Source organism: Pseudomonas sp. 43NM1 (assembly GCF_002836905.1).
In the GTDB taxonomy this organism is placed as follows: Bacteria; Pseudomonadota; Gammaproteobacteria; order Pseudomonadales; family Pseudomonadaceae; genus Aquipseudomonas; species Aquipseudomonas prosekii.
In genome coordinates, this window is the sequence record NZ_MKGS01000160.1 from 20,140 (window position 1) to 39,839 (window position 19,700).

Here is a 19,700-nt window from a genome sequence, read left to right on the forward strand (position 1 = left end):
GTTTTTGCAGCGTCAGCCCAGCGCGGTATCGAGGAACATCATCACTCCGAAACCGAGCATCAAACCGAGCGTCGCCGGGGTCTCGTGGCCATTGCGGTGAGTCTCCGGAATCACTTCATGCGACACCACAAAAATCATCGCTCCGGCCGCCAGGCCCAACGCGACCGGGTAGCCCAGGGCAAAACTGCTGGAGATGCCCAGGCCAATGACCGCACCCAGTGGCTCCATCAATCCCGAGCCAATCGCGATCAGCGCCGCGCGCCAGGTCGAGATGCCGGTGACGCGCAAGGCGAGTGCCACGGCGAGGCCTTCGGGGATGTCCTGAATCGCAATCGCGGTGGTCAGCGGCAGGCCGACTTTCATGTCGCCATTGGCGAAACTCACACCAATCGCCATGCCTTCGGGCAGGTTGTGCAAAGTGATCGCCAGCACGAACAGCCATACGCGATTGAAACGCTGCGCTTCCGGTCCTTTGCGCCCGCTCTTCTCGTGCTCATGCGGAACAAAGCGCTCCAGCCCGACCATCAGCGCCACACCCAGTGCCAATCCAAAAACCACCACACAGGCTGAGAGCAGTTTGTTGCCGGCAATCGACTGCGCCGCGTCGATGCCGGGCAGGATCAGCGAGAACGAACTGGCGGCGAGCATCATCCCGGCAGCGAAGCCGAGCATGATGTCTTGCGTGCGGGCGCTGATGTCGCGCAATACCACGGCGGCGACGGCGCCGAGGGCGGTCGCGCCGAAACCGGAAAAACCACCGAGCAAGGCGTAATTCAGGTTGGCGCGGTTATCGCCAGTGAACGCGCTGTAACCGCTGATCAGCAACAGAACCGTGACGCCCACCAAGGTCGCCCAGAACAGGACGGCCAACCAATTGCCGCTCTTGCCGGGGTCAAGCCCGGCGTGCCAGGACGTTCTGCTGGGCGAAGAAGGGTCAGACATAAAAACCTCTATTTGCCATTGGAGCGTTTGCCGTTCGCCCTCGGTGCCGCCGCGTGGATCTGCCGCGAGAGCCGTGACGCCTCCCGCTCGAAAGCCATTGCGGTGGAGCTGAACAGACGCGAAAAGCCCTCGAACGATTCTGCCGAGGACATCCTTGTAGTAGAGACCATTTGGTTCACCTCAATTGTTCAATCTGCTTTTGTTAAATGGAGTTTTTCAGCAAAAAAAAAACCGCACGCCAACGTGGCGTGCGGTCGTCCGTCAGGCATCTGCCTGTTGCTGCATGCCTGCACCCAGATCCGCGCCCGTAACCGGGTCGCTGTCAGGGTCGGACATGGTGCGCATTTTCATGTCCAGCAGCAGCTCTTCGTCCTCGGCGCTCAGTTGCACGCTGGCCGAGCCATCGCCGCCGTCCACCGCCGGTTGCGGGTCTTCGACGTATTCCCAATCCTCGCCCTGATTCCACGGCCCGCGTGTACTGCCCTCGCCCTGCGACAGGTTGAAGTAGACGTTGGTGAACTCCGGCATGCCCGGAAGCTTGCCTTGGGGGAAGTTCGGCTGGATCGCGTGCAAGGCTTTTTCGAAGGACAGTTGATGGGCGATTTCACGGGTCATCAGGAAACCGAGCGCTTCTTTCACACCGGGATCATCGGTGACGTTCATCAGTCGTTCGTAGACAATTTTCGCCCGCGCCTCGGCGGCGATGTTCGAGCGGAAATCTGCGGTCGGCTCGCCGATGGTATCGACGTAGGCGGCTGACCACGGCACGCCCGCCGAGTTGGTTAATGGCGCGCCGGCGCCGTACAGCAGGCTGGTGATGTGCGAATCGTTACCGGCGCCATTGATCGCGCGATATAACTCCCCCTCTTCCTCCACGCCTTCGGCCAGTCGACCCTTGGCGCCCTTGTTGAGCATGACGATGATCGAACCGACGATCTCCAGGTGGCTGAGCTCCTCGGTGGCGATGTCCATCAGCAGGTCTTTCCTGCCTGGATCATCTTCGGCCAGCGCCTGGGTAAAGTAGCGCGAGGCGGCCGCGAGTTCGCCTTGGGCGCCGCCAAATTGTTCCAGTAAAAGGTTTGCCAACCCTGGGTTCGGTTGAGCTACGCGTACGGTGTATTGGAGTCGCTTGTTGTGTAAAAACATGATGGATCTCCTCAGGCCTTAAAGGCTGCGTAACTCATTCGCCGGTTGACCGAATGCGCCGCCCACAATCATCTGAAGCTGGGGCCATCGGGAAAATTTTATAAAGATTGAAGGCCCGCGACAGGCGGCATCGAACGCGGCAAATCGACGGTTTTCTGTGCCAGTCGTCGGTGATTGGCGAAACACTTCAAACTTTGGATTGCTCGCAGATCTCAACCGCTGTCACGCGGATTCGAGGCGATCAGCGAGGGGCTGGGCGCAAAAAGCAAAATTGCCATGTGCTCTGCTCGTTCTTACTTACGTCGCAGTGTTCACTGCCGGTTTTTATGCCTTTTTTCATCCCTTTGTAATGCTTGGAGCTTCCTCGATGCCGTCGCCCAAATCCCTGCCCGTTGCGTTGCTCGGGATGGCCCTCGCCTGCCCGGCCATGGCTGCGGCCGAAGGCCTGGAATTGGGGCAAGTGCTGATTCAAGGTGAGCAGCAAAGTGGCGAAGATCAGAGCATCGAAGCGGCTGAAACACGGCTCGCCGAGGTGCCCGGCGCGACCAATGTCGTCGACCTGCGCCGACCGTTGCAGGGGCGTGTCGCGAGTAATCAGGACGTGCTGGCCTATCAACCGGGCGTGTATGCGCAGTCGGCGGGCAATGAAGGTGTGAAGATTTCGATTCGCGGCTCGGGGATCAACCGCGCACCGGGCGCGCATGCGTCGGGGCTGTACGCGATGCTCGACGGTTTGCCGCTGACCGGCCCCGGCGGTACGCCTTATGAATTGCTCGAGCCGCTTTGGCTCGATCACGTCGAAGTGCTGCGCGGCGCCAATGGTTTCGACCGTGGCGCGCTGGCACTCGGCGGCGCCATCGATTACGTCAGCCACACCGGTTACGACGCACCGAAGTTGCAAGTGCGTTACGCCACCGGCAGCCACGGCTATCAGCAGCGTCAGATCAGTTCCGGGCAAGTGCTCGGCGACCTCGATTACTACGTCGCCCTCACCGATGCGCGCGCCGACGGTTATCAGGACCACACCGCGAGCGAAAGCCAAGGGCTGATCGCCAACGTCGGTTATCGTTTCAATCCGAACCTCGAAACGCGCTTTTACCTGCGTTATCGCGAAACCGATAACGACCTCGCCGGACGAGTGACCAAGCATTCCATCGAGCACGACCCGCGCGCAGCCAATCCGGCTTACGTGTCGCGCGACGACAGCCGCAAGCAACCGGGCAGCACCTTCTTCGGCAACAAGACCACCTATTACATCGACGACGATTCGAGCCTCCAGACCGGCCTGGTTTATCACGACTATCCGATGGATTTGCGCGAAGGCCCGAACCGTTTGAAAGTTGCCTACAGCGACGTCAGTGGCACCTTCGATTACAAGCGCCGCGACAGCCTCTGGGGCATGGAAAGCCGCAGTACGCTGGGGCTGCGTGTGACCAAACACTTGCCGAATGACGGCGCCAGCGAATTGGTGCGCATCCCCGGCGGCAATACCGCCGGTTACGCGCCGGGCACGCACATGCGCAATTTCACTTATCAGGGCTCGGACACCGTACTGCACGTAGGCAACGACCTGGAAATCGCCGATGACCTGTGGCTGACCACCGGCCTCGCAGCGATCTATACCCGCCGCGAAAGCGCGGTCACCTACCCCGAAGGTGGCGGCAAGACCAGCATGGGCGATTGGGATTACGCGCCACGTTTGGGCCTGCGCTATCAAGTGACGCCGGACGTGCAAGTGTTCGGCAATCTCAGCCGTTCGGTCGAAGGGCCGCACCCGTGGTCGCTGATCTACAGCGCCGACCAGCGCTTCCCGGCAGGCAGCGGCGCGGCCACCGGCACCCAGCGCGACCCGATCAAACTGCAAAACCAGACGGCGACCACCCTCGAACTCGGCGGCCGTGGCGACAGCGCGTTCGGCCAGTGGAGCCTGGCCTGGTATTACGCGCAAGTGCGCCACGAATTGCTTTCGGTATTGCCTGACGCCAACGCCGTCACGCCTTACGAACTCAACGCCAGCCCGACTGTGCACCAAGGCGTTGAAGCGAGCCTGCAAAGCACGTTGTGGTCGGCGGACAATGGCGACCGATTGAGCCTGCGCCAGAGCTATACCTTCAGCGATTTCCATTACCGCGACGACGAGCGTTTCGGCGACAACCGCCTGCCCGGCCTGCCGATGCATTACTACCAGGGCGAGTTACGCTACGACTGGCGCCAGGGTTTCTTCGCGGCGCTGAACACGCAATGGGTGTCGAAAACCGCGGTCGATTACGCCAACAGTTACTACGCCGATCCTTATGCGACGTTCGGTGCAACCCTCGGTTACAACGCGCCCAAGGATGACTGGCAAACCTGGCTCGACCTGCGCAACCTGACCAACAAACACTACGCCGCCACCGTCACGCCGGGCTACGACGACAAAGGCCTCGACGCCGCCCGCTCGACGCCGGGCGAAGGCATGGCGATGTACTTCGGCGTGTCGTGGAGTTTGCGTTAAACCCCAAGTGATCGCGCCACTTATAGGGTTACGCCACATCATCGGCAACGCCGCGTCCTGTAGCAGCTGGCGAAGCCTGCGTCCGGCGGCGCAGCCGTCGTAAATCCGGATGGCAAGACTCAACTGAAACACCGCGTTGGCTGATTTGGCGACGGCTTCGCCGCCGAACGCAGGCTGCGCCAGCTGCTACAAAGGGATCGGGTTGTTGGCGAAGGACGGGGTTATCGGCGGATGACGTCTAAAGGCATGCTATGCGTGAAAGCAAATCTCCATCGGCAACGCCACGTCCCCTGTAGCAGCTGGCGAAGCCTGCGTCCGGCGGCGCAGCCGTCGTAAATCCGGATGGCAAGACTCAACTGAAACACCGCGTTGGCTGATTTGGCGACGGCTTCGCCGCCGAACGCAGGCTGCGCCAGCTGCTACAAAGGGGCGGGGTTGTTGGCGAAGGACGGGGTTATCGGCGGATGACGTCTAAAGGCATGCCTTGCGGGGAAGTAAATCTTCATCGGCAACGCCGCGTCCTGTAGCAGCTGGCGAAGCCTGCGTCCGGCGGCGCAGCCGTCGTAAACCCGGATGGCGAGATTCAACTGAAACACCGCGTTGGCTGATTTGGCGACGGCTTCGCCGCCGAACGCAGGCTGCGCCAGCTGCTACATAGGGACGGGGTTATCGAGAAAGGACCGGAGTTATCGGCGGTTGACGTTTTTAGGCATGCCGCGTAAGAAAGCCTATTCGCGATTAGCGCAATCATCGAATGGGTTTTTTTCTCATGAGCAAAGCGTCTTACGTCCCGCCCAAGGTCTGGAAAAACACCGCGCCGTCCGGCGGCCAGTTCGCCAGCATCAATCGGCCGATTGCCGGGCCGACTCACGACAAACAGCTGCCAGTCGGCGAACACCCGTTGCAGCTCTACTCGCTGGCCACGCCGAATGGGGTCAAGGTCACCATTCTGCTGGAAGAGTTGCTCGCACTCGGCCACAGCGGCGCCGAATACGATGCCTGGCTGATCCGCATCAACGAAGGCGATCAGTTCTCCAGCGGCTTCGTCGATATCAACCCGAACTCGAAAATCCCCGCACTGCTCGACCGCAGCGCCGAACCGCCGATTCGGGTGTTCGAATCGGGCTCCATCCTGCTCTATCTCGCGGAAAAATTCGGCGCATTCCTGCCCAGCGATCCCGCCGGACGCACTGAAACTCTGAACTGGCTGTTCTGGCAAATGGGCGCCGCGCCGTACCTGGGCGGTGGCTTCGGGCACTTCTACGCCTACGCGCCGGAGAAGCTCGAATACCCGATCAATCGCTTCACCATGGAAGCCAAACGGCAACTGGACGTGCTGGATCGACGCCTCGCCGAGAGTCCTTATCTGGCCGGCGATGAGTACAGCATTGCCGACATCGCCGTGTGGCCGTGGTACGGGCAATTGGTCCGCGACAACGTTTATTCAGCCGCCGAATTCCTCTCCGCGCAGGACTACACCCACCTGCAGCGCTGGGCCGAGGACATCGCCAATCGTCCGGCGGTGATTCGTGGGCAGCGCGTCAACCGGACGTGGGGCGACGAGTCGAGCCAAGTGCCGGAGCGGCATCAGGCTGCGGACCTGGACTGACGATCAGCGCACTCGCTTGCAACGCCTCCAGGCCCATCGGTTTGGCGAAGAAATAACCCTGGGCCTGCCCCGCGCCCATTTCGCGCAGCAGGACCAGCGTCGCTTCATCCTCGACACCTTCGGCGACCACGCTGAGATCGAGCGATTCCGCCATGCGCACAATCGCCCGGACAATCGCGCGGCTGCGCGAACTGCTGGTCAGTTCAAGGATGAACGACTTGTCGATCTTCAACCCGCTGAAGCGGTATTGGTGCACGTAACTCAGGGACGAGAACCCGGCGCCGAAGTCATCCAGCACCACCGACATGCCGTTGTCGGCCAATTGCTGCATGGTCAGCCGGGCGATGGCCGGTTCCGCGACCAGCGCGCCTTCAGTCAGCTCCAGGCAAATCCGCGACGGCGCGACTTGGTGCAACGTCAACAAGGCCAGCACATCAGTGGCGAAATCCGGCCGGGTCATGCTGTAGCTCGAGCAATTGACGTGCACCGGCGGCCAGTTCGCGTGTTCCGCTTGCGCGAGAATCGCGGCGATGCTGTTGAGCATGTACAAATCCAGCCGGCCAATCAGGCGCAAGCCTTCGACATCCGGCAAAAACTCGCCCGGCGCGATAATCCGCCCGCCCGGTTGATGCCAACGAATCAATGCCTCCAGCGCAACCAACTCGCCAGTGTCGACGCTGACAATCGGCTGGAAATACGGCAGCAGTTCGTCGCTGCGTTTCAGCGCGTTGCGCAACGCCCCTTCGCGCTCAACCTGATCGGAGACTTCGCGGCGCACTTCCTGATTGAACACCGCGTAACTGTCGCGCCCGGCACTTTTGACCCGATACATCGCCGCATCGGCGTCGCGCAGCAAGTCTGCCGGCTCGTGGTGAAACTGGCTGTCGGCGCTGACAATGCCAATGCTGCAAGAGGAAAACACCTCGTGGCCATTGATGAAGAACGGCAGGTCGAACGCCAGCAAAATACGCTCGGCGATATCGATCACCGCTTCCAGTGGCGCACCCGGCGCCAGCACCGAAAACTCGTCGCCGCCCAACCGGGCGAGCATGTCGGTGTCGCGCAGACAGCCGCGCAGACGATTCGCGGCTTGCATCAACAACAGATCGCCAAAGTGGTGGCCGAGGCTGTCGTTGACCATTTTGAAACGGTCGAGGTCGATGAACATCACCGCCAGATTGCCGCCCTCACTGCCGAAGCGTTCCCAGGCCTGATTCAGATGCTGCTGCAGATAGGTGCGGTTCGGCAGCCCGGTCAGCGCATCGTGGGAGTTTTCGTGTTGCAGCTTGGCGTTGGCGTGATCGAGTTCGCGGGTGCGGTCCTGCACCCGCGCCTCGAGTTTGAGATTGGCGGCGTGAATCGCTTCGGCGGCGGTACGGCGCGACAGCGCGGTGTCGATGTGTCGCGAAACAAAGGTCAGCAGTTCCTGATCGCGCTGGGTATAGCGCACCGGCGAGGTATAGCTTTGCACCGCCAGCACGCCGCGCACCACGTCGCCGTCGAACAACGGAATGCCCAGCCACGAATACGAGCGCACCGACTCATGGGCCAATTCGATTTCGCCGGTTGCGGACAAACGCTCAGCTTCGTCGGTGTCAATCAGGCACGGGCGGCGCTGGCGAATCACATACTCGGTCAGGCCGCGACGGCCACGCCGGGCGACCGGACGGACGATCTGCCGTTCATCGACGTAATACGGAAAGGTCACTTCGCTGGTCGCGTCGTCGAACAGCGCGATGTAGAAGTTTTGCGCGAACAACAAATCGCCAACGATGCCATGCAAGGTTTGAAACAGCTCAGCCATGTCGCCGGGCTGGCTCGACAGTTCGGCAATCTGGAACAGCGCACTTTGCAGGTGCTCGGCGCGCTCGCGGTCGAGCACTTCCTGACGCAAGGCATCGTTCAGCGCTGACAGTTCCAGAGTGCGGCGCATCACCGTTTCTTCGAGGTCGGCGCGGTGCAGAATACGGTCCAGCGCCATCGCCACGTGGCGCGCAACCACCAGAAACAACGCGCGATCTTCGGCGCTGTAAATCCGCGAGACCTCGTAGACCTGCATCGCGAGCATGCCAAACACGTCGTCCGAGGCATTTTTCAGCGGCGCACCCATCCAGAATTCCGGACAATCACCCACGCAATAAAAACGCCCCTCTGCCTCCGCCGCGTGAATCCCGGCGGCGTCGATCAGCAACGGATGGCCGGAGGTCAACACTTGCGCGGTCAGCGACAGGTGCTCGGGGTCGAGGAATTCGTAGTTTTCCGATTCCAGCGCTTCAACGTCGATGGTGTCGACGTAATACGGGTAATCCATCTTGCGCGTGTGCGGGTCGTAGAGGACGAGGTAAAAGTTTTCCGCGTCGATCAGGCTGGCCAGCAGTTGATGGACGCCGACCAGAAACACCGAGCGGTCGCGGGTCGAACTGGCCAGATAAGTGATTTCGTACAGCACCCGCTGAGTAATCTGCGCCCGCGCCAAGGTGTTGGTCTGCACCTGAACGCCCAGCCGTTGGGCAAACTCGGCGAGCGCCGGGTCGGCGGCCTCGTTAATCGGCGCAAGCAGCCAGCCGAGCACGGTTTCGCCACGGCCGGTGGGCCAACGGTGCAGGCCTCGAGTCTGGCAAAACTGTGCAAATTCTTCGTTGCTGACGGTCGATGGCCATTGCGCCTGCGCATCGCCCTGACCAACCAAGTGCAAATGTTCTCCGGCGCGATAAACCACCCACTCCTTGCTGTGAGCGCCGTTGCGCGCGGCTTCCAGTAAGTTTTCGATGCTGTCGCCACTGTCAGCGTGGGCCATGTCAGGTGTGTCCGGGTTCTCTTTCAATTGAGAGGCGACAGCGTCGCAATCGTTCGATTGCCGCGAGGCGTCGGCGGTCAATGGAAGAAAACTCATCAGCACTCCCTGGGGCCAAAAACTGGCGAGACTTTTTATTGATTGCTAGCAATGTGCCAGTGGACTTCTCGTTTAAAGCTTATAGCGGTTTTTTTCAATATTTTTATTCACTTAAGTTCAACCATGAGACAGATAACCCGGCCACTCGCCTCGGCCGGGAATTCTCTGCTCAACCGATTCTAGCCCTTGCTGCTCGACGGGTCGGCGCTGCGCGGGTAGGTGCGTTCTTCCTGAATAGTGCCGTCCTCCTTGTGAATCTTCAGCGAAGCGGTTTTGTCCTTGAAAAACGCCGCCGACATTTCGATCAGCTCGGATTTGGTCTCGGCGGTCTTCAACACTTTATCGTCGCCCTCCTTCTTCAACTGCCAGCCTTTGCCCGATATCGCGATGTGATAGTTGTCCATGGTGTTTTCCTTGTTATTTAGAAACGGGTTTCAAACCGATTTTGCGGCGCATTTCATTAGTGATCGTCTGTCGGGTTTTCGCGTAATCGGCCCATGGGTCCTCCCCCAGTTCGCCCAGGCGTTCGTGCAAGTTGTGGATGTTCCAGACATTGGCGCCTTTGATTTCGGCGACTTCCTCGCGATAAATCGGCACGGACACCGGCAAACCTTCGCGTGTACGCGCCGCATAGGCATTGATGGTAGTCGCGCCTTTTGCATTGCGCAGGTAATCGATGAAGATCCGCCCGACACGGTTTTTCGGCCCCGACACCGCCGAAAATCGCTGCGGAATCAGCTTGGCCATGTACTTGACGATGCCGTGGCTGAATTCCTTGACCGAGTCCCAACTGTCCTTGGGCGTGAGCGGCACCACCAGATGAATGCCTTTGCCGCCGCTGGTTTTGACGAACGAGGTCAGGCCCAGTTCATCAAGAATGGTCAGGGTCAGCGTGGTCGCTTCGACCATGCTTTTCCACGGCAGCGCCGGGTCCGGGTCGAGGTCGAGGACGAAGCGATCGGGGCGTTCCAGGTCCGGCGCCCGAGCGTTCCAGGAATGAAATTCTATGGTGCTCATCTGCACCGCGCCGACCAGCGCTTCGGCATTGTTGATCAGCATCACCGTTTCGCCGTCGACCGATTCGATGCCGGGAATCGTCAGGCGCTCGGCATTCTTTTGGAAGAACAATTCGCCGGCAACGCCTTCGGGCGCCCGCACCAGCGCGATCGGCCGGTTTTTCAGGGTTGGCAAAATCCAATCGGCGACGCTGAAGTAGTATTCCGCCAGTTGCATCTTGGTCGACCCGCTGCTGGCGTCGATCACACGGTCGGGGTGAGTGATGCGGATCTTCCCGGGCGTCGGGGTGGCAGATTTCTTCGGTTTTTTCTCAGGCGCTGGCGTGCTTGGTTCGCTCACGTCTTTCGGCGTTTCTTCAGTGATGTCCTTGGCCGGTTTGTCGCGGCGCAAGCCATGGAACACCGAATGGCGAACCGAGCCGTCCTTGGTGATCTCCGCGTAAGCCACTTCCGCGAGCAACACGGGTTTGAGCCAATGCACGCCTTTGGCCTCGAATCCGGTCGGCGGATTGACCACCGCAGGCTTCTTGACTTCGAGTGGCGTGAGCTGCGCGTGAATCGACTTCAACGTGCGTTCGTTAAACCCGGTGCCGACCTTGCCGGCATAGCGCAACTCGCCGCTGTCCTTGTCGTGCAGGCCGAGCAGCAGCGCGCCGAACAATGTCCGCGCGCCTTTCGGTTCGGTGTAGCCAACCACCACGAATTCCTGGCGCTGTTGGCATTTGAGCTTGATCCAATCGTCGGAACGCCGCGCAACATAAGGGCTGCCGACCCGCTTGCCGATCAGGCCTTCCATATTCATCTGGCAGGCGCTGGCCAGCAGATCACTGGCGTCTTCGCCGAAGTCTTCGGAGAACCTGAGGATTTCGTCTTCGCTGCGTTCCAGCACTTTCGCCAGCGCTGACCGCCGTTCTTCAACCGGCACTTCGCGCAAGTCGACGCCGTTGAGGTATGGCATGTCGAACAGGTAAAACACAATCGCGCCGCTCTTGCCGGACTCGAAAGCGTTCTGCAATAACTGAAAACTCGGAACGCCGTTTTCGTCGGCGGCGACCACTTCGCCATCCAGCCACGCCGACTCCAGCCCCAGGCTGGCCAGCGCTTGCGCTTGCCTTGGCAACTTGGCGGTCCAGTCATGGCCATTGCGGGTGAACAACTGAACGGTGCCGTTTTCAATCCGCGCCAACATGCGGTAGCCGTCGAACTTGATCTCGTAACGCCAATCGCCGGACGGCGCCGACTCGACCAGCGTCGCCAATTGCGGTTTCAGCGTTGCCGGCAGCGGCGCTTTCTTCGCCCCGGTCAACGTGCCGGAGCCCTTGCGTTTGCGCGGCGCCGGGACTTGTTCGACCGGTTTCGCTTCGGCGGTTTTGCCCTTGCGCTTTTTCGGGATGAGCGTGCGCTCGCTGAGCACCGAATCGGGCTGCTCTTTGACCACGTCAAACTCGGCTTCGGGTTTCGCCGCGGCGTCCTGATGTTTGATCAGAAACCACGGTTTCTGTTTGCCTTCCTGATGCGTGCGCACCAGGTTCCAGATGCCGCCAAGCTTTTCACCTTCGAGCTCGAACTTGAGTTTGCCTTTTTTCAGCGACTCCAACGGATCGCCAATCGGCTTCCAGATCCCACGGTCCCAGACGATCACATCGCCGGCGCCGTAATGGCCCTGCGGAATGCTGCCCTCGAACGAGGCGTAATCGAGCGGATGATCTTCGACTTCCATGGCCAGACGCTTGACCTGGGGATCGAGGCTCGGGCCTTTGGGCACGGCCCAGCTCTTCAGCGTGCCGTCGATTTCCAGGCGAAAATCGTAATGCAGGCGCGTTGCGTCGTGCTTCTGAATGCAAAACTGCAGCGCCTGCGCCTTCGCGGTCCGGCGCGTACGTTTTACCGCGCCCGACGGCTCCGGCGTGGCGTCGAAGTCGCGTTTGCTGTTGTAGTCGTCCAGCGCATCGCTCATACCCAAACCCTCGCTCAATCCTGTTGAGAGGCAAGCGCTGCGCGACTAGTTCCGAGTATTCGACCATCCGCCGCTCGGCCGATCGACGGCACAGTCGCGCGGGGTTAAGCGCAGCACGCGAGTTAACGCACGGCGAGGTCCGGGGTTAGAATCCAGCGATATCTGCTCTGGCCCACACTGTTCAGGATGACCTCGCCATGCCAACTTTCGATACAGCTCTCTCCAGCGAACCTCTGCAAGACCTAGCCGCGCCCGACGGCGTGTGTTACGGCTGCGGCGGGCGCAATCCGCAGGGGTTGCACGTCAAGAGTGTCTGGCATGAGGACGGCGTGCACGTGGTCGCCGAGCATGTACCGGACGCCAAGTATTGCGGCTGGCCGGATCTGGTCTACGGTGGCTTGATCGCCATGCTCGTCGATTGCCACTCCAACTGGACCGCCATGGCTTATCACTACCGGGCCGAACAGCGCGCAGCCGACAGCCTGCCGCGCATCGATTGCGTCACCGGCAACCTCGGCATCAAGTTCATCAAACCGACGCCAATGGGCGTCACGCTGACCTTGCGGGCGAAAGTCGAGGGCGACGTCGGGCGCAAGACCCGGGTGATCTGCGAGGTCTACGCCGGCGAAGTGCTGACCGCCATCGGCGACTCGACCTTCGTGCGCGTCGACACCGGGCAACTGGCCAACGCCGCGCATGGCCGCTGAGCGCGCACTGGTTTGATTCGCTGAAGTCCGTCCATTTTTGGTTATCGAGGTAACGGTGCCCTACTCTTCCGAGCAACCCGCTGACGAAAAAAGCCTGCCGCGACTGTTGCTCGATCTGCTCTGGCAAATCGCCGTGCTGCTGGTGCCGATTTTTCTGGTGACGGTCATCCCGTTGCTGTGGGCAGTCGGTGTGGTGCTGGGCTGCGCGGCGTGCATGTGGCTGGCGGCGCAATTCGGCTGGAAAGCCACCGGGCGCGGTTTGGCGCGGTTGATGACCTCCGCCGCGATTGGCTTGGGGTTCAACGTCGGCCGGGCGTTGCCGCAATATTGGGATATCGCCGGGGCGGCGCTGGTGATGTTTGGCGGACTGGCGTGCGTCAGTCATCTGGAACGGCGTTTTGGCTTTGCCGAGGACAAGCGCGCCAAGTCATCGCCGCACGGCCATTCCTCCGGCGGCGCCAGTGCCTGGGGCGGCGGCGAGCCACGGCAGACGCCCGAGGGCGAGCCGATCCGCGTATTCAATGACAGCGAAATCGCCATGGGCGGGCCGGTGCTCTGCGATTACCTGTTTCCCGATGGCGTGCTGCTGCAGGGTCTTGGTTCATCGGCGCGGTTCTCCACGGACGGGCGTTATTTCGCCGCGCCCGTGCCTTCACGGCAGACGTGGGGTTTGGTGATTCTGGATCGGCAGGCGCGCCAGCTCTACCAGTGTTCTTGCGATGAATTCTGGGAACTGGATGATTTCAGCGACGGCATTCTGGTGGGGCGCTACAGCCCGCTGGTCGACAACGGAGCCCGCCAAATCAGCCTGGAAAATCTGTTGGCGAGCGCCGAAAAGGTCAGTCTGGTGCCGGTTGCCGACCTGTGGCTGGAGCCCGGCGCGTGGCAGCAAAACCTCGCGCCTGACGCGCTCGAGCATGCTTCCCCGGATGGCCAGCAGCGTGTGGAGGCGTTCAAGGTAATGCCCGCGAGCTTGCGCGAATTGCCGCAACCCTGCGAGGCGCTGAGCAATCCCGACTATCGCGTCAGCGTCAACGGCGCAACGACGGCATTACTGATCAACGCCGACACCGCGGTCATCTGGAGCCGTGACAGCCGCTCTTTCGCTTGCCGTGCGCGCTCCGGCGCCGCGCTCGGCTATTGGCTCTGGCAGGTTGACCGAGGCTGGCAAATGTTGCCCGAACCGTGGATCGGCGCCGACGACGAGCCTTCGCTCGGCTGGACCGAACCGCTGGAGCTTGATGAGTTTCACCTGCGGGTTTCCTCGTACCTCGACTATCCGCAACCTGATCACGGGCGCTACGGCTACGGCTTGTACAGCATTCACAGCGACTGTGATGCGCAGGTCGGGCATGACGCTGCCGGGCGGATTCAGGTCGCCGAGCGGCGCCTGACTCGTGTGCAATTGGCCGTGCCTTTGAATGGAACTGGTCAGCGCGGTGCGACGCAGGTCGAGTCGGCGCCGGTGAGCGCTGCAACCCGTGCACGATTCACTGGGCAAGCGGATGGCGGTTATTCCTGCACAATTGGCGAGTGGCAGTTGCCGGGCGTTTGGCAACTCGATCATCGGGTGTGCGACGCGGGACGCTACATCGCGTTGATCCCGTTTGTCGTTGGCGGCGGTGTGATGGTCGCCGATACCGAGCAACGACAATTGCTCTGCAGCCCGCCGTTGTTGGCGGCGCGCTTGCTGGATTTTCGTGGGCCAATTGTCGCTGTCGCAGTGATTCGCGGACGGCTGGACCAGGCTCGCGAAAGCACCGCGCTGCAGCGCTTTGATCAAGCGCCACCGAAGGCCGGCGAGGTGCCTGAGTTCTGTCGATATCGAGAAGATTCGCGGCTGTACTTTGAATGGTGCGAACTGCAGGTCAGCGCTCAGGGGGTGAATGTTCTGCCCAATTGGCGCGAGGTGACGCAGCCGCAAGTGGCGATTGCCGATGGCGATTTCGTCCAGCCAGCCCCGAACGGTAAAGATGCGGCATGGCTGTTTGGCTGTGAAACCGAATACGCCGACAGTTGGCTGCGCGTGCACAGTCCGCGCTTGGGCGGTTATTTGCTGACGGCGTCAGGTTGCGCGGTAAACGATCTCGCGCCGTCGATGGTCTGGTCCGGGGACGCGCGTTATCTGGCGCTGACGCGGCTGCACCGCGATGTCGATGGAGCAATGGCCTGGCAATTGTTGTTGCTGGATGTGCAGGAACGAACCTTGCGCCAATCACCCCAGTGGTTGCGCAATCGCCCGCAGTTTGAAGGTTTTACCGCAGAGGCATTGAGCGTTCGACTGTTCGAACACGACTGGGCCGCCGAGGGTGACCGCGATCGCGGTTCGATCAATGTGATCAAGTTGCGCGACTTGCTCGCACTTCCCGCCGAACCGTTGCTGCCGAGCGGCGGACTCTGGCTGACCAAGGATCAGTTGGCCAATGCGCCTGCGTGGCAAGCGCTCGATACGGCGGCGTTGCAGCCGTGGCGCTAGCCGCGCAGGTATTGCTCGTAAAATTCCTGCGTCGCCAGGTTCTTGTGTTTGGCTTCGAACATCACGTCGAAGCGATCAAGAAACTGCACGACGTATTCGTTGGTCCAGCGGTTCCACATGCGGTCGCTGTGCGCGTATAGATCGCGTTTGGTCACCACTTGAGTCACGGCGTCCATTTCCAGTTTCATTTCGGCGCTGAAGCCCATTTCCTGCAATTGCTCCTTGGGTTGCGAGTAATGCATGGTCGGGCGCACGCCGCGCCAGCTGTCGACGATGCGCGATACACGCTCCGAATCCGCCGCGATGTAATCATTTTCGTGAATCCAGCAATGGTGGACGTCGAGCACCACGGGCGCCAAATCCGCGAGCGCCAGGCAGTCGTCGACGCCGTAGGTCTTTTCGTCGTTTTCGAAGGTGATGCAATTGCGCGCGACTTGCGAGAGCCGTGGCCACACCGCACGAATGCCTTCGCGCCCTAGTCGGCCGGCAATGTGGATGTTGCATTTGAAATCCTGGAACTGCACGCCGTAACCCATCATGCGAATCATGTCGGCGTGGTATTCGAATTCGGCCAGACTGTTTTCCACCACGTCCGGGCGATCCGAGCCCAGCACGCAGTATTGGCCGGGGTGCATCGACAAGCGAATCCCGCTACTTCGCGCCAGCGCACCAATCGCCGCAAAGCCTTCACTGAGCTTCAGCACAACCTCCGGTTGCTGGTAGAACGCGCTGATCTGCGGATGACTGTAGAACGGCAACAGATCACTGCTCAGGCGCAGCATGCGCAGCGCCGCCGGCAACTCGGCGACGTACGCCAACAACTTCAGTTGGGCGCCGAGGTTGTGCTCGACGATCTCGATCAACCGTTGCTGCGCGACGTGCACTTCGACGCTGTTCATCCAGCGCAGAGTGGTGGTGCGCGGGTTGAGTGCCGATTCGATGACCTTCAACTCCGCCAGCGCGAGGCTGCGTTGCGGGTGGCGATACTGGCAGGCGAAACCGATTCGGGGCGACGACATGGGGATCCTTGGAGTGTTGGCGCTTATGCGTTGTGACAGTTGATCTTCTGGCTAGTGATCTTCTGACTGTGCGCCGGCGGCGACGGTTCGATCGACTTGTGCGGCCGTGTCAATGTCAATGTCAATGTCAGGCGATCTTTTCCGGTTGCTTGAATTCGCGGCAGATCAGGTCCACCTCGCGGACGCTCAGCGGCTCATTGGTCAGTTTGCAGACCGGGCCTTGCGCCGACACCTGATGAAAACGGCAAGAGTGGCACAAACCAAAACCGGGCACATCCTGGCCGCGCTGGATGGTGCGCAGTAACTCGAGAAGCAGGGTCTCCAGATCGGCGGCGTGGCTGCCCATTTGCCGGGTTGCCGTCACCAGAAATTCCGGCGGCATCACCGCGCCGATCAGCTCGCGGGCGCTGTCGGTCAATTCCAGGTGCACGCTGCGCTTGTCCCGGACGTCCTGAACCTTGGTCAGCAAGCCTTTGGCTTCCAGCGCTTTCAGCGACTGCGACACCGTGCCTTTGGTCAACCCGAGATAGTCGGTGACCGCCAGCGGCGTATTCGAATAGCGATTGCAGCGCGCCAGGTACATCAGCGCGCTGAGCTGGATTGGCTGCAATTCGGCGAGCAACGGATGCTCGCGGAACCACACGCGGGTCAGGCTTGAAAGGCGTTCCAACAGGTCAAATAACACAAGGCATGTCCAGATTAATCGGGCCGATAGATAGTATCGAATAAAAACCATATTGACAAAAATCGCTGCTCCCTTAGGCTTGTGGTGTCGGATCAATACCAACTCACCTTTGGAAGCTACCATGAAAACTGCATTGGCCATCGCCGTCAGCGCCCTCCTCACCTCGCAGGCCTGGGCCCACGAAAGCAATCACATTCACAGCGAACCGGGCAAAACCGACGCCGCTTTCGACCTGGTGCAAACCCGGGTTTTCAAGGACGGCAGCGACTTGGTCTTCGAGCAATTGGTTGACGGCAAGGCTGGCAGCCGCGTGCCGACCGCCAAGGGTTCGTTCGCCGGCGCCGAAGTCTACAGCTACGTCTGGCCGACCAGCCTCGACAGCGGCGCGGTCGGTTTTGACGCCAAGTCCGGCATTCTGGCGCTCGCCCTGACCTCGCACCCGGACTTCGACGACACGCCGCAGGCCGACGAAAACCACGACGGCAAGAAGGATAACGACGGTGGCCTGTGGCACTCGCACTGGGTGGTCTTGAGCAAGGATGAGAGCTGCGGCCCCGGCGGCCTGAAAGTGCGCGACATCCCCAAAGACGCGAAACCGAAACTGCCCGCGACCTGGCCCGGCGCGCCGATCTACATCGACTCTCCCGGTTACACGCTGAGCGTCAAGGAAAACGCCGCGCAGATCCGTGTGCCGCTGGCCGCAGTCGGCTTTCCGCAAAGCTTCAATTTCGATGGCGTGACCGCCGCGCTCAAGGTCAACGCCGACCTGCACAACCCGCTGCTGTGCGTCAGCAGCGTTTATGACATTGCCTCAGGCGACCTGTCGTTGCCGGGCACCTGGAAACTGGAGGGCAAGCAAAAATGACCATCAAAGTATTCGATACCCACGTGCGCACCAAAACCGGCCGCTACCTGCACTTCGATGTGCTGATCGAAGGCAACGACACCGAGAAAGCCCAAGCGCACGCCCGTCAGTATCTGCTGGAAAAGGGCCTCAACGACGAGGACATTGCCCAGAGCGAATGCCGCTTCTGTCACGTCGAACCCGGTAACCCGGTGGTGGCGCAAGCGATCAGCCAACACGGTTATTACATTCTTGAACTGCAAGGTTGTCAGGAGGATTGAAATGCACACCTATCAGCCGTTGAACTGTGATCTGCACGACTTTCTGGAAATCGCATGCCTGCGCGGCTACGTGTTGAACGTCGAACGGGTCGACGGTCAACGGCTGATCGCCCGGGCCGTGACCACCCGCACTGCGCCGAGCAAGGAGGAATTCATGGTGTTTGAGCAGGATGGTCACACGGTGGAGTTGCGCCTCGATCAACTGCTGGCAATCACTCCGCTGGACGATCATGCAGAATTTGGCCGGATCGTTTTCAGTGAAGCCGTTTGCCACTTTTGAGCTGAGAGTTTGGATTGTCCTGATTGAGTTGACAGTCAAACCGTTTCCAGGCGCTTTTTCATCTCGAGGCAGGTCATTAATCTGGGCCCATGTTGAACGAAGCGGCTGACCCAGCTCAGCCCTACGGACGACGCCCTACCCCTACCTACCTCGATAAAGGATTTCATCATGAGCAACGCCACTTACAACCGCCTGAACAAAGATGACGCTGTAGTGTTGATGATCGACCACCAGACCGGTCTGATCTCGTTGGTACAGGACTTTTCGGCGAACGAGTTCAAGAACAACGTGCTGGCTCTGGCCGACGTTGCCAAGTTCTTCGAGCTGCCGACCATTCTCACCACCAGTTTCGAACAAGGCCCCAACGGCCCGCTGGTCCCGGAGCTGAAAGAAATGTTCCCGGATGCGCCGTACATCGCCCGTCCTGGCCAGATCAACGCCTGGGATAACGAAGACTTCGTCAAAGCAATCAAGGCAACTGGCCGCAAGCAGCTGATCATTGCCGGCGTCGTGACCGATGTCTGCGTGACTTTCCCGACACTGTCGGCACTAGCTGAGGGGTTTGAAGTGTTCGTGGTCACCGACTCTTCCGGCACCTTCAACACCACCGTGCAGCAAGCCGCCTGGAACCGCATGACTCAGGCCGGCGCGCAGATGATGAATTGGTTCTCGGTAGCCTGTGAGTTGCAGGTCGACTGGCGCAACGATATCGAAGGCCTGGGCAATCTGTTGTCGCAACGCATCCCCAACTACCGCAACCTGATGAACAGCTACTCGGCACTGGCAGCTCGCCAGGCGTAAGTCAGCAGCATCGCAAAAGCCCGCTTTTTAGCGGGCTTTTTATTGTCTGCAAAATACGCCAAGCAAAAAAACACGCAAAAAAAAAGCGCCACTCAATGAGTGGCGCTTTTTAATATTTGGAGCGGGAAACGAGACTCGAACTCGCGACCCCGACCTTGGCAAGGTCGTGCTCTACCAACTGAGCTATTCCCGCGTCTTGGTCTGGCGCATTCTATAGAATCCAGAAGCCCCGTCAACCCCTTGATTCAAAAAAGTTTTATTTCTTTTCGACGTCGGTCTTCAGATGCGGCCAGGCAGCCCGCAGATACTGGACCATCGACCACAATGTCAGGCCTGCCGAGATCAGCAGCAACGCGTAACCGAACAATACCCAGAACGTAAAGTCCGACGGGTTGGCCAGCAGGATCACCAGCGCGAGCATTTGCGCGGCGGTTTTCCATTTGCCCAGGTTCGATACCGCAACGTGCGCACGGGCGCCGAGTTCGGCCATCCACTCGCGCAGCGCCGAGACGACGATCTCGCGACCGATAATCACCGCTGCCGGCAGCGT

At 60.4% G+C, this 19,700-nt stretch carries 16 protein-coding genes and 1 tRNA gene; 8 read left to right on the forward strand and 9 right to left on the reverse strand.

Going from position 1 to position 19,700, the window contains the following annotated elements; genetic code table 11:
• Positions 1 to 12: 12 nt before the first annotated feature.
• The gene (locus tag BI292_RS19130) at positions 13 to 942 is read right to left on the reverse strand and encodes a ZIP family metal transporter (protein ID WP_101208796.1); all 930 of its coding nucleotides are present in this window, start codon (positions 940 to 942) and stop codon (positions 13 to 15) included.
• A 261-nt stretch (positions 943 to 1,203) separates the two neighbouring features.
• Entirely contained in the window at positions 1,204 to 2,088 is an 885-nt protein-coding gene (locus tag BI292_RS19135) for a manganese catalase family protein (RefSeq protein WP_092269133.1), read from the reverse strand.
• Between the two features lie 367 nt (positions 2,089 to 2,455).
• On the opposite strand from BI292_RS19135, the gene BI292_RS19140 reads away from it, so the two are divergent.
• A complete protein-coding gene (locus BI292_RS19140; protein WP_101208797.1) occupies positions 2,456 to 4,582 on the forward strand; it encodes a TonB-dependent receptor domain-containing protein in 2,127 nt (708 codons plus the stop codon).
• Between the two features lie 769 nt (positions 4,583 to 5,351).
• Positions 5,352 to 6,191 (forward strand): glutathione-dependent disulfide-bond oxidoreductase, encoded by an 840-nt coding sequence (gene yghU, locus BI292_RS19145; RefSeq protein ID WP_101208808.1) that lies wholly within the window; start codon positions 5,352 to 5,354, stop codon positions 6,189 to 6,191.
• On the opposite strand, the gene BI292_RS19150 is transcribed toward yghU, so the two are convergent.
• The 3 genes from BI292_RS19150 to ligD form a co-directional block, all read right to left on the reverse strand.
• Positions 6,124 to 9,084, reverse strand: coding sequence for an EAL domain-containing protein (locus BI292_RS19150; protein WP_101208798.1), 2,961 nt, complete (start codon positions 9,082 to 9,084; stop codon positions 6,124 to 6,126). The two genes, yghU and BI292_RS19150, sit on opposite strands and share 68 nt — an antisense overlap.
• 179 nt (positions 9,085 to 9,263) lie before the next feature.
• Complete coding sequence (locus BI292_RS19155; RefSeq protein ID WP_092269145.1) at positions 9,264 to 9,488, reverse strand: DUF2188 domain-containing protein; 225 nt, start codon at positions 9,486 to 9,488, stop codon at positions 9,264 to 9,266.
• A 13-nt stretch (positions 9,489 to 9,501) separates the two neighbouring features.
• The gene (gene ligD / locus BI292_RS19160; protein WP_101208799.1) at positions 9,502 to 12,057 is read right to left on the reverse strand and encodes a DNA ligase D; all 2,556 of its coding nucleotides are present in this window, start codon (positions 12,055 to 12,057) and stop codon (positions 9,502 to 9,504) included.
• A gap of 197 nt (positions 12,058 to 12,254) precedes the next feature.
• Between ligD and BI292_RS19165 the strand changes: the two genes are divergently transcribed.
• Positions 12,255 to 12,764 (forward strand): PaaI family thioesterase, encoded by a 510-nt coding sequence (locus BI292_RS19165; RefSeq protein WP_101208800.1) that lies wholly within the window; start codon positions 12,255 to 12,257, stop codon positions 12,762 to 12,764.
• A 55-nt stretch (positions 12,765 to 12,819) separates the two neighbouring features.
• Positions 12,820 to 15,240: a hypothetical protein gene (locus BI292_RS19170; RefSeq protein ID WP_101208801.1), complete on the forward strand. Its 2,421-nt coding sequence runs from the start codon at positions 12,820 to 12,822 to the stop codon at positions 15,238 to 15,240.
• Here the strand turns inward: BI292_RS19170 and uvsE are convergent.
• Positions 15,237 to 16,259 carry a UV DNA damage repair endonuclease UvsE gene (gene uvsE, locus BI292_RS19175; protein WP_101208802.1) on the reverse strand — a complete coding sequence of 341 codons (1,023 nt, stop codon included), beginning with the start codon at positions 16,257 to 16,259 and terminating at the stop codon, positions 15,237 to 15,239. The genes BI292_RS19170 and uvsE overlap by 4 nt on opposite strands.
• A gap of 127 nt (positions 16,260 to 16,386) precedes the next feature.
• Positions 16,387 to 16,995: a MarR family winged helix-turn-helix transcriptional regulator gene (locus BI292_RS19180; RefSeq protein WP_101208803.1), complete on the reverse strand. Its 609-nt coding sequence runs from the start codon at positions 16,993 to 16,995 to the stop codon at positions 16,387 to 16,389.
• A gap of 70 nt (positions 16,996 to 17,065) precedes the next feature.
• Between BI292_RS19180 and BI292_RS19185 the strand changes: the two genes are divergently transcribed.
• The 4 genes from BI292_RS19185 (at position 17,066) to ycaC (ending at position 19,150) form a co-directional block, all read left to right on the forward strand.
• Positions 17,066 to 17,809 carry a hypothetical protein gene (locus BI292_RS19185; protein ID WP_101208804.1) on the forward strand — a complete coding sequence of 248 codons (744 nt, stop codon included), beginning with the start codon at positions 17,066 to 17,068 and terminating at the stop codon, positions 17,807 to 17,809.
• On the forward strand, positions 17,806 to 18,069 hold the full coding sequence (locus BI292_RS19190; RefSeq protein ID WP_101208805.1) for a DUF2024 family protein: 264 nt from the start codon (positions 17,806 to 17,808) through the stop codon (positions 18,067 to 18,069). The genes BI292_RS19185 and BI292_RS19190 overlap by 4 nt, the downstream gene beginning before the upstream one ends.
• Position 18,070: 1 nt before the next feature.
• Positions 18,071 to 18,349: a Rho-binding antiterminator gene (locus tag BI292_RS19195; RefSeq protein WP_101208806.1), complete on the forward strand. Its 279-nt coding sequence runs from the start codon at positions 18,071 to 18,073 to the stop codon at positions 18,347 to 18,349.
• Between the two features lie 168 nt (positions 18,350 to 18,517).
• Positions 18,518 to 19,150, forward strand: coding sequence for an isochorismate family cysteine hydrolase YcaC (gene ycaC, locus BI292_RS19200; RefSeq protein ID WP_101208807.1), 633 nt, complete (start codon positions 18,518 to 18,520; stop codon positions 19,148 to 19,150).
• Positions 19,151 to 19,267: 117 nt separating this feature from the next.
• On the opposite strand, the gene BI292_RS19205 is transcribed toward ycaC, so the two are convergent.
• Positions 19,268 to 19,343: transfer RNA gene (locus tag BI292_RS19205), tRNA-Gly, on the reverse strand.
• Between the two features lie 63 nt (positions 19,344 to 19,406).
• A partial coding sequence (locus tag BI292_RS19210; RefSeq protein ID WP_371918739.1) for a CDP-alcohol phosphatidyltransferase family protein occupies positions 19,407 to 19,700 on the reverse strand: 294 nt, incomplete at its 5' end.